Origin of the sequence: Mycobacterium sp. (assembly GCF_046091765.1) — a bacterium.
Lineage (GTDB): Bacteria > Actinomycetota > Actinomycetes > Mycobacteriales > Mycobacteriaceae > Mycobacterium.
In genome coordinates this window covers 1-8863 of sequence record NZ_JBJTCF010000054.1, presented here as the reverse complement: position 1 = coordinate 8863, position 8863 = coordinate 1, and the positions used below count along the sequence as shown (strand labels likewise).

8 protein-coding genes and 1 pseudogene are annotated in these 8863 nt (G+C 68.7%); 7 read left to right on the top strand and 2 right to left on the bottom strand.

The features are described 5' to 3' along the window. Positions 1-2028 (bottom strand): MMPL family transporter (locus tag ACKOB8_RS05320; RefSeq protein ID WP_526376177.1); only part of this gene is annotated, 2028 nt, incomplete at its 3' end. A 171-nt stretch (positions 2029-2199) separates the two neighbouring features. Here ACKOB8_RS05320 and ACKOB8_RS05315 point away from each other — a divergent pair. Genes ACKOB8_RS05315 through ACKOB8_RS05300 form a run of 4 tightly spaced genes read left to right on the top strand, consistent with a single transcriptional unit; the run spans position 2200 to position 4768 of the window. Next, positions 2200-2637 carry an Rv0361 family membrane protein gene (locus ACKOB8_RS05315; protein WP_526376175.1) on the top strand — a complete coding sequence of 146 codons (438 nt, stop codon included), beginning with the start codon at positions 2200-2202 and terminating at the stop codon, positions 2635-2637. 24 nt (positions 2638-2661) lie between these two features. Beyond that, the gene (locus ACKOB8_RS05310) at positions 2662-3075 is read left to right on the top strand and encodes a rhodanese-like domain-containing protein (RefSeq protein WP_526376174.1); all 414 of its coding nucleotides are present in this window, start codon (positions 2662-2664) and stop codon (positions 3073-3075) included. Then, on the top strand, positions 3075-4307 hold the full coding sequence (locus tag ACKOB8_RS05305; RefSeq protein ID WP_526376173.1) for an O-succinylhomoserine sulfhydrylase: 1233 nt from the start codon (positions 3075-3077) through the stop codon (positions 4305-4307). Before ACKOB8_RS05310 ends, ACKOB8_RS05305 begins: the two co-directional genes overlap by 1 nt. Then, on the top strand, positions 4307-4768 hold the full coding sequence (locus tag ACKOB8_RS05300; protein ID WP_526376172.1) for a hypothetical protein: 462 nt from the start codon (positions 4307-4309) through the stop codon (positions 4766-4768). Before ACKOB8_RS05305 ends, ACKOB8_RS05300 begins: the two co-directional genes overlap by 1 nt. A 13-nt stretch (positions 4769-4781) precedes the next feature. Here the strand turns inward: ACKOB8_RS05300 and ACKOB8_RS05295 are convergent, their stop codons facing one another. After that, positions 4782-5513, bottom strand: a complete 732-nt coding sequence (locus ACKOB8_RS05295; protein WP_526376171.1) for an MBL fold metallo-hydrolase — start codon at positions 5511-5513, stop codon at positions 4782-4784. 48 nt (positions 5514-5561) lie between these two features. Between ACKOB8_RS05295 and fgd the strand changes: the two genes are divergently transcribed. The 3 genes and pseudogenes from fgd to ACKOB8_RS05280 all read left to right on the top strand — a co-directional run. Next, positions 5562-6572 carry a glucose-6-phosphate dehydrogenase (coenzyme-F420) gene (gene fgd / locus ACKOB8_RS05290; RefSeq protein ID WP_526376170.1) on the top strand — a complete coding sequence of 337 codons (1011 nt, stop codon included), beginning with the start codon at positions 5562-5564 and terminating at the stop codon, positions 6570-6572. A 48-nt stretch (positions 6573-6620) separates the two neighbouring features. Then, positions 6621-8687, top strand: a complete 2067-nt coding sequence (gene pta, locus ACKOB8_RS05285) for a phosphate acetyltransferase (RefSeq protein WP_526376176.1) — start codon at positions 6621-6623, stop codon at positions 8685-8687. Further along, positions 8684-8863, top strand: a pseudogene (locus ACKOB8_RS05280) (acetate kinase); the annotation flags it as partial. The gene pta and the pseudogene ACKOB8_RS05280, both read left to right, overlap by 4 nt.

Here is an 8863-nt window from a genome sequence, read left to right as displayed (position 1 = left end):
GTTCAGCACCGGTAGCCGGTCGGTCCGCTCAATGTCCTCGGGCCGGAAGGCGGGCCACCAGATCCTCGGGCCGATCAGCGTGAAAAGCGCGGGGATGACAACGGTACGCACGACGAACGTGTCGAGCAGGATTCCCAGGCCCACGATGATGCCCATCTGGGTCAAGGCGATCAGCGGCAGCACCCCGAGCACGCAGAACACGGCGGCCAGCACGATGCCGGCGCTGGTGATCACGCCACCGGTGGCCGAAACGGCCCGGACGATCCCGCCGCGCGTGCCGTACAGCGGCGTCTCCTCCCAGGCCCGGGTCACCAGGAAGATGGTGTAGTCGATACCGAGCGCAACCAGGAACAGGAACGCGAACAGCGGCACTGAGTTATCCAGAGCCGGGAAACCGAGCAGGTGCACGCTGACCCACCCGCCCAGACCCAGTGCCGCCAGGGTCGAGAGCACCGTGGCCGCCGCCAGCACGGGCGGTGCCAGAACCGCCCGCAGGAGGGCGTAGAGCACCAGAAGCACGACCACCAGCACGGCTGGCATCACCACCTGCCGGTCCCGGACCGCGGTGTCCCGCGCGTCCAGCGCCTGGGCATCCGTGCCGCCGACGAGAGCGCCGGCGTCGGCCTGGTGGACCGAATTCCGCAGGGCGGCAACGATCTCGAACGCCTGCGGGGAGGCCGGTTCGGCGTCGATGACGACCTGCCACTGGGTCAGCCCGGAATCGGATGTTCCGGTGGGAATCGCCGAGGCGACACCGGGCGTGCGCGCGGCGGCGGCGGTCACCGCGTCTGCCGAGCCGGTAGGGGCGATCACCCGCGTCGGATCGGTGACGCCACTGGGGAAGTGGGCGGCCAGCGTCGTGAAGCCGTCGATGGAGTCGGCGCTGACCCTGAATTGGTCGACCAGCGACAGGCCGACCGGTGTGCCGAGCAGGCCGGTGGCCAACCCGCCCAGGACCAGGATCGAAGCGACGGCCACCCGACCGGCGTGCCCCGAGACCCAGTGGGCGATCCGGTACCAGGCCCCGGAATCAATCGAGTCATTACCGGGCTGGGGAATGAAGGGCCAGAACAACTTCCGGCCGAACAGGGCCAGAGACGGCGGCAGGGCCAGCAGGACGAAGACCGCAGCCACCAGCAACCCGGACGCCGCTTCCACACCCAGGCTGCGCGTGCTGGGCGAGTCGGCGAAGAGCAGCGTCAGCAGAGCCAGCACCACGGTCGCGTTACTGGCCACGATCGCCGGGGCGGCGAGGCGCACGGCGGTGCTCAGGGCGGCCCGGTGGTTGACGTCGCGCCGCAACTCCTCCCGGTAGCGGGAGATCAGCAGCAGGGCGTAGTTGGTGCCGGCGCCGAAGACCAGGACGCTGGTGATACCCGATGTCGAGCCGTCACCGCCGACCCCGACGGCCTCGGCGATGGCCGAGCCCAGCACGGCTGCGACCCGGTCGGCGAAAGCGATCACCAGCAGCGGCACCAGCCACAGCACCGGGGAGCGGTAGGTGACGATCAGCAGTAGCGCGACCACTCCCACTGTCACCCCGAGCAGGACGAAGTTGGCTCCCGCGAACGAGTTGGCGATATCGGCGCCGAATGCCGGGCCTCCGGTCACGTTGACCTTCAGGTCCGCCGGCAGACCGTCCCGCGCAGCTGTCCGCAAGGCCGTGACCTGATCGGAGAGCGCGAACCCGGTCAGGTCGGGGTCCAGTGGCACCGGCGCCAGGGCCGCCCGGCCGTCCGCCGAGGGGATCAGCGGTGCCGGCGGGGCACCGGCCTGGGCACCGGCCTGGGCACCGTCCCGCTCGGTCATCCGTGCGCGGGCGTCCTGCGCGGCGCTCAGGTCTGCCGGTGAGAGCGTTCCGCCGTCGGTGCGGGTGACCAGCAGGATGACCGGCACCTGATCGCCGCCCGGGAACTGCCGGAGCAGTTCGGTCGCCCGGGCCGACTCCGCGGTCGGCGGCACCACCACCGGGGAGCGCTCCGCTGCGCCGGTCGCTGGAATCAACCCCAGCACAGCGCCGCCGGCCATCGCGACGAGAAGTCCCAGCACCCATGATCGCGGCGACGCGACCAGATCGCCGAAACGCTGCCACAGCGGGCGACGAATCGCAGGCGCGCGGTGCATGCCGACCATCTTCGCCCGGCTGTCGAGCCGTGGAGCGGGTGGGGCGCGGGGGAGCGGGCCTATCCTGTCGTCACCATGACCGAACCCGACGAACACCGCCCCAGCCTGATGCCGATCCTGACCGCGCTGGCGGTGGTGGGGATCGTGGTTCTCGCAGCGGTGCTGCTGTGGGCGATCCGCGGTGAGGACCGCCGGAACGAGGCCGGGATCGGGCGCGCGGTCGTCGGTCAGAACGACGCGCTGCAGCGCGAGGACTACGCCGATTTCCGCAGCTTCACCTGCCAGGCGCAGCAGGGCGACGAATCCCAGTTGCTCGCTGACCAGCGACAGTCCCGCAGCGCCAAGGGCCCGCGCTACGTCGACGATGTCACCGGGATCACGGTCGACGCCGATCGGGCGACCGCGACGGTGACGTATCACTTCGAAAAGGCCGAGGATGCCCAGGTCAGTGTGCCGATGACGTTCGCCCGGGAGAGCGGCGAGTGGAAGGTGTGCTCGGCAGGACCGCGGTAGGCGGATATGCATAGACTCACGGCTATGAGCTACGCCGGAGACATCACGCCGCAACAGAGCTGGGAGATGCTGCGCGCCAACTCAGACGCGGTGCTCGTCGACGTCCGTACTGACGTGGAGTGGAAATGGGTTGGCGCGCCCGATCTGTCCGAGGTGGGCCGCGAGGTGGTGTTCATCGAGTGGAACAGCAACGACGGGAAGCGCAACGAGAACTTCGTCGCCGACCTGATCGCCGCCGGCGTCACACCGGGAGAGCGGCCGGTGATCTTCCTGTGCCGTTCGGGCAAGCGGTCCATCGCAGCGGCCGAAGCCGCCACCGCGGCGGGTATCGGCCCGTCCTACAACATTCTTGAGGGCTTCGAGGGCGACCTCGACGAGCACGGCCACCGGGGCGGCACCGGATGGCGTGCGGAAGGCCTGCCCTGGAAGCAGACCTGATGACGGAGCCGGACGACGACATCCCGTCGGTGCGGACCCCCGCGCCGCTTCCGGAGGGCGTCAGCCAGGCCACCATCGGGGTGCGGGGAGGCCTGTTGCGCTCGGGTTTCGAGGAGACCGCCGAGGCGCTCTATCTGACCTCCGGCTACGTCTACGGGTCTGCCGCTGAGGCGGAGAAGGCGTTCACCGGCGAGGTCGAGCGCTTCGTCTACTCCCGATACGGAAACCCGACGGTGGCCATGTTCGAGGAACGGCTGCGACTGATCGAGGGCGCCCCCGCGGTGTTCGCGACCGGATCGGGGATGGCAGCGGTATTCACCGGGTTGGGTGCGCTGCTGGGTGCCGGGGACCGACTGGTGGCCGGCCGCAGCCTGTTCGGATCGTGCTTCGTGGTCTGTAACGAGATCCTGCCCCGGTGGGGTGTGGAAACCGTCTTCGTTGACGGCGAAGACCTCGACCAGTGGGAGAAGGCGCTCGCCGAGCCCACCCAGGCGGTCTTCTTCGAGACGCCGTCCAACCCCATGCAGTCGCTCGTCGACATCGCTGCGGTTTCGGAGATGGCCCACTCCGCGGGCGCGAAAGTCGTGCTGGACAACGTCTTTGCGACACCGCTTCTGCAACAGGGCATTCCGCTCGGGGTGGACGTTGTCATCTACTCGGGCACCAAGCACATCGACGGCCAGGGCCGCGTGCTGGGTGGTGCGATCCTGGGTGACAGTGAATACATCGATGGTCCGGTGCAGACACTGATGCGCCACACCGGCCCCGCTCTGAGCCCGTTCAACGCCTGGGTGCTGCTCAAGGGTCTCGAGACGCTCTCAGTACGGGTCAACTACAGCAATGCTTCCGCGCAGCGGATCGCGGAGTTCCTCGAAGCGCACCCGGCCGTCCGCTCGGTGCGCTACCCGTTCCTGCCGTCGCACCCACAGCACGATTTGGCCAAGCGTCAGATGACCGGCGGGGGCACGGTGGTGACCTTCGAACTCGACGCTCCCGCAGGGCGCGCCAAACAGCGCGCGTTTGAGGTCCTGGACAAGCTCTCCGTCATCGACATCTCCAACAACCTGGGCGACGCCAAGACGCTGATCACCCACCCGGCCACGACGACCCACCGCGCCATGGGCCCTGACGGCCGGGCAGCGATCGGCTTGGGCGACGGCGTGGTCCGTGTGTCGGTCGGGCTCGAGGGCACCGAGGATCTGATCGCCGACCTCGACCGTGCCCTGTCCTAGTGGCGCGGAACCCGGGGGTCCGAAAGGCGGCCAAGCAGGCGCGGCGCAGGAAGCGCCAAGCCGCCCGCGACTCGACCGGGGTTGCTGACCCGGTGTACCACGAACTGTTCGGTGATCCGTCAGGCGATCGGTTCGGTGACCCGGTCGCCGAGGCGGTGGCCGGTGTCGACGAGGTGATGGCGGAGCGCGGCTGGGTCGCCGACGACGCGAGCGTCGGCGACGGCATGGTGAGCTGGGTGTACCCGCCTTCGGCCACCGAGTTCGACGACCCCGCCGTCGAACCGGTCACCCGGATCTGGATCAGCCATGACGGTGCGGCGGACCTGGCGGTCGGCGCCACGCTGGTGGGCAGCGGGCTCGCCGACGACGGTCCCTATCGGCTGGATCCGGATCGGCTCGGCGACACGCTGGAGGCGCTCGAGTCCTACCGGGCCGGCGACCCGCGACCCGCGCTCGGCTGACCGGGCCCGCACGTCACCCCGCGGCCTGGCGGGCCGCCTCGCGGATCGGACCCACCCACAGATCACCGTGGCCGGGCAGCAGCAGGTCGGTGCGGGCCTCGGCGAGGGCACCCAGGCTGCGCAGGCAGTCGGGCTGGTTGTGGTTGAACATCGCCGGCAGCAGCTGAGGACCGCGACTGCGGGCCAGCGGATGACCGGTCACCAACGCGTCGCCGGTGACCAGGACACCGTCCACGACGTACGAACAGTGCCCCCCGGTGTGGCCCGGCGTCGGGATCGCCACCGGCCGGCCGGGCAGCGTCGCGGCGATGGCGGGGGTCAGTTCCCGCACCTGGGGGATGCCGGCCCGCTCCAGGCCGCCCTTGGCGAGCACCTCCAGCGACCACTTCAGCCAGCGCGGGCGCCAGGCCTGGGCCAGCAGCGCGGCGGGGGACGCCTGCTGGAGGTAGTCGCGCCGGGCGTGGCCGACCTCACCGGGGTGGCACAGCACCGGGGTCCGGTGGGCGGCGGCGAACCAGATCGCGGTGCCGAGGTGGTCGACGTGAGCGTGGGTCAGCAGGATCGCCCGGACTTCTGCGGGGGTGCGGCCCAGCGTCGCCAACGACGTCACCACATCGTCACGGTTGCCGGGGAAGCCCGCGTCGATGAGCATGACCCCGCTGTCGTCGACGACCACCGTCCAGTTCACCAGGGGTGTCTGCGCGAGGTGGACGTGCTCGGTGACCGCCGTCAGCACCGGTGACATGTGCGGAGTCTAGGGACAAGCCCCCGCCGACAGAGTAGAAACGAAGTCGTGGTGGAACTCAGGCTCGGATACAAGGCGTCGGCGGAGCAGTTCGCCCCCCGCGAGTTGGTCGAACTCGGCGTGCTCGCCGAGGAACACGGCATGGACAGCGCGTCGGTGAGCGACCACTTCAACCCGTGGCGTCACGAGGGCGGACACTCGCCCTTCGCGTTGTCGTGGATGACGGCGGTGGGCGAGCGCACCAGGCGGATCACCCTGGGCACGTCGGTGCTGACCCCGACGTTCCGCTACAACCCCGCCGTCATCGCCCAGGCTTTCGCGACGATGGGTTGCCTCTACCCGGGACGGGTCTTCCTGGGGGTGGGCACCGGTGAGGCGCTCAACGAGATCGCCACCGGGTCCATCGAGGAGTGGCCGGACTTCAAGGAACGCTTCGCCCGGCTGCGCGAGTCGGTGCGGCTGATGCGGGAGCTGTGGCGCGGGGAGCGGGTGGACTTCGAAGGCGAGTACTACCAGCTCAGGGGTGCCTCGATCTATGACGTGCCCGAGGGTGGGGTTCCGGTCTACATCGGCGCGGGCGGGCCGGTGGTCGCCAAGTACGCCGGCCGTGCCGGCGACGGGTTCATCTGCACCTCGGGCAAGGGCGAGGAGCTCTACACCGAGAAGCTGATGCCCGCCGTGCGTGAGGGCGCCGAGGCGGCCGGTCGCGACCTCGACACGATCGACAAGATGATCGAGATCAAGATCTCCTACGACACCGACCCCGAGATGGCACTGAGCAACTGCCGGTTCTGGGCGCCGCTGTCGCTGACTCCCGAACAGAAGCACACCGTGTCGGATCCCAGGGAGATGGAGCGGCTGGCCGACGCGTTGCCGATCGAGCAGGTTGCCCGACGCTGGATCGTCTCGGCCGATCCGGACGAGGCCGTCGAAAAGGTGGCCGCCTATCTGGACTACGGACTCAACCACCTCGTCTTCCACGCGCCCGGTCACGACCAGCGGCGGTTTCTGCAGCTCTTCGAGAAAGATCTGCTGCCGCGACTGCGAAAACTTGGTTAACGCCCCGCGGGTATCGCGCCGGTGAGTAATGCTGTCGGCGTGGCAGCGCTGACAGGACCGAGGGCGATCTACATCGCATCTCCCGAGGGTGAGACCGGCAAGTCCACCGTTGCACTGGGTGTTATGCACCGGCTGAGTGCGAAGGTTCCCAAAGTGGGGGTGTTCCGGCCCATCATCCGTCGCGAAGACAGCGACTACATCCTCGAGCTGCTGCTCGCCCAAAGTGACGCCGGTCTGTCCTACCAGGACTGCGTCGGGGTTTCCTATCAGCGTCTGCATGAGGATCCCGACGGAGCAATCGGCGATATCGTCGATCGCTACCACGAAGCCGCTGAGCATTGCGACGCGATGGTGATCGTCGGCTCGGACTTCACCGACATCGCCTCTCCGACGGAACTGGCGGTCAACGCGCGCATCGCAGCCAATCTGGGCGCGCCGGTGCTGTTGTCGGTCCGGGCCACCGATCGCAGTCCGGCCGAGATCGCCGCGGTCATCGAACTGTCGCTGACCGAGTTGTCCGCCCAGTACACGCACACCGCGGCAGTGGTGGCCAATCGATGTGAACCGGAGAAGATGGTCGACGTCCTCAAGGCCTGCCGGAGTCTCGGGCCACCGGTCTACGTCCTGCCCGAGGAGCCCCTGCTGGCCGCGGCGACGGTCGAGGAGTTGCGCGTGGCCGTGAAAGGGACCCTGGTGCACGGCGATCCCTCGCTGCTCTCCCGGGAGGCGATCGACGTCATGGTGGCCGGCATGACCGCCGAACACGTGCTGGAGCGGCTGACCGAGGGAGCCGCGGTGATCACCCCGGGTGATCGATCCGACGTCGTCCTCGCGGTGGCAGGTGCGCACGTAGCCGAGGGATTCCCGTCGCTGTCGGTGATCATCCTCAACGGTGGGCTGCCGCTGCATCGGGAGATCGCGCGTCTGGTCACCGGAGTCGGCCTGCGGCTGCCGATCATCGCCAGTGAGCTGCGCACCTTTGAGGCTGCCAGTGCGGTCGCCCACACCCGCGGGCGGATCACCGCGTCGTCGCACCGAAAGATCGACACCGCGATCAAACTCGTCGAGCGCTACGTCGACATCGACGAATTACTGGACGTTCTGGCGATCCCGATCCCGACGGTGACCACGCCGCAGATGTTCACCCATCAGCTGATGGAACACGCGAGCTCCGACCGGCAGCGCATCGTGCTGCCCGAAGGGGACGACGATCGCATTCTCAAGGCGGCCGGCCGGCTCTTGCTGCGCGGTGTCGCCGAACTGACGATCCTGGGCGAGGAGACCCTGGTCCGCACCCGGGCAGCAGAACTCGGCGTCGACCTGTCCACGGCAACGGTGGTGGACCCCCGTACCAGCGAGCTGTGCGCCGATTTCGCCGTCCAGTACGCCGAACTGCGCAGTTCCAAGGGAGTGACGCTCGAGCAGGCCCGCGAGATCATCCGCGACGTCTCCTACTTCGGCACGATGCTGGTACACAACGGCATCGTCGACGGGATGGTCTCCGGGGCCGCCCACACCACCGCGCACACCGTGCGCCCGGCTTTCGAGATCATCAAGACCCAGCCCGGGGTCTCGACGGTGTCGAGCATTTTCTTCATGTGTCTCTCCGACCGGGTTCTGGCGTACGGAGACTGCGCGATCGTTCCCGATCCGACCGCTGAGCAACTTGCCGACATCGCGATCAGTTCAGCCCACACCGCCGAGCAGTTCGGCATCCAGCCGCGGGTGGCGATGCTGTCCTACTCCACCGGCGAGTCGGGCAGCGGCGCGGGCGTGGACAAGGTCAGGGCAGCCACCGAAATCGTCCGCAACCGCGCACCGATGCTGCTGGTGGAAGGACCGATCCAGTACGACGCGGCGGTGGACCCGACCGTCGCGGCAGCCAAGATGCCCGAGTCGCCGGTCGCCGGGAAGGCGACCGTGCTGATCTTTCCGGACCTCAACACCGGGAACAACACCTACAAGGCCGTGCAGCGAAGTGCCGGTGCGATCGCCATCGGCCCGGTGCTGCAAGGGCTCAACAAACCCATCAACGACCTCTCCCGCGGGGCGCTGGTCGAGGACATCGTCAATACCGTGGCGATCACCGCGATTCAGGCGCAGGGCACCCGATGACCGATGCCGGCACCGTCCTGGTTCTCAACTCGGGGTCGTCGTCGCTGAAATACTCCCTGGTGCAGCCGGCCAGCGGTGTGTCGATCGTGGACGGCATCGTCGAGCGGATCGGCGAGGAAGGCGGAGTCGCCGACCACGAGGCGGCTCTGCGAGCCGCGTTCGAGGTGATGTCGGCG

Bases quoted from the DNA above. Each gene is read 5' to 3' on its own strand.
- ACKOB8_RS05315 (WP_526376175.1), top strand. From the start codon at position 2,200: ATGACCGAACCCGACGAACACCGCCCCAGCCTGATGCCGATCCTGACC.
- ACKOB8_RS05310 (WP_526376174.1), top strand. From the start codon at position 2,662: ATGAGCTACGCCGGAGACATCACGCCGCAACAGAGCTGGGAGATGCTG.
- ACKOB8_RS05305 (WP_526376173.1), top strand. From the start codon at position 3,075: ATGACGGAGCCGGACGACGACATCCCGTCGGTGCGGACCCCCGCGCCG.
- ACKOB8_RS05295 (WP_526376171.1), bottom strand. From the start codon at position 5,513: ATGTCACCGGTGCTGACGGCGGTCACCGAGCACGTCCACCTCGCGCAG.